The organism is Roseburia sp. AM23-20, assembly GCF_003470905.1.
In the GTDB taxonomy this organism is placed as follows: domain Bacteria; phylum Bacillota; class Clostridia; order Lachnospirales; family Lachnospiraceae; genus Roseburia; species Roseburia rectibacter.
Genome location: NZ_QRHS01000055.1, coordinates 1 through 895 on the forward strand (window position 1 = coordinate 1; position 895 = coordinate 895).

The window sequence follows — 895 nt, forward strand, 5'->3', positions numbered from 1 at the left end:
CCCAGACGGCCGATGATACTATACTGGAGACGGTATGGGAAAGCAGGTGGCTGCCAGATCACAAATTAAAATATAACTATTTTAATTGGGCTTATAGCTCAGCCGGTTAGAGCGCACGCCTGATAAGCGTGAGGTCGGTGGTTCGAGTCCACTTAAGCCCATTGGTAAACAATTAAATAATATTGCCATTACCAAATGGGGGTGTAGCTCAGTTGGGAGAGCACCTGCCTTGCAAGCAGGGGGTCAAGAGTTCGAATCTCTCCATCTCCATTCGTCACAAAGCATTATACAATGTAAAGTGACAGAAAGTCATGAAACATTTCTTACGAAGTGTAAAATGGCATCGCATGAACGCCATTGCGCGGAATGCTAATGGCTCTGCGAAGCAGAGACTATAGTACCTTGAAAACTTCATACAGAGATTGATAAAAGATTTTTTATCAAGACATCCGAGAATAGCAAACATAGTTAAAAAACGAAAGTTTGCAACCAATAACAAACGGTAAAGAAATTTACCAAACGCGTTTTAAAAACGCAAGACCCTGTATTTCAACGCATCATACAGAGATTGATAAAAGATTTTTTATCAAGACATCCGAGAATAGCAAACATAGTTTACAAAACGAAAGTTTGCAAACCAATAACAAAACGGTAAAGAAATTTACCAAACGCGTTTTAAAAACGCAAGACCCTGTATTTCAACGCTATGAAATACAGCTAAATAAGAGGTCAAGCAAGAAAGAGCGCAGGGTGGATGCCTTGGCACTAAGAGCCGAAGAAAGACGTGATAAGCTGCGAAAAGCTGCGGGGAGGAGCAAATATCCATTGAGCCGCAGATATCTGAATGGGGAAACCCGGCTGGACGAACTCCAGTCATCCATACGCCAATCCATAA

At 41.8% G+C, this 895-nt stretch carries 1 protein-coding gene and 2 tRNA genes; all 3 read left to right on the forward strand.

Annotation, left to right across the window (positions count from 1 at the left end; genetic code table 11):
* The first annotated feature begins 87 nt into the window (after positions 1-87).
* Positions 88-161 (forward strand) — tRNA-Ile (locus DW650_RS19125).
* Between the two features lie 36 nt (positions 162-197).
* Positions 198-270: transfer RNA gene (locus DW650_RS19130), tRNA-Ala, on the forward strand.
* A gap of 213 nt (positions 271-483) precedes the next feature.
* Positions 484-895: hypothetical protein (locus DW650_RS19870; RefSeq protein WP_207662853.1), on the forward strand; the 412-nt coding region annotated here is incomplete at its 3' end.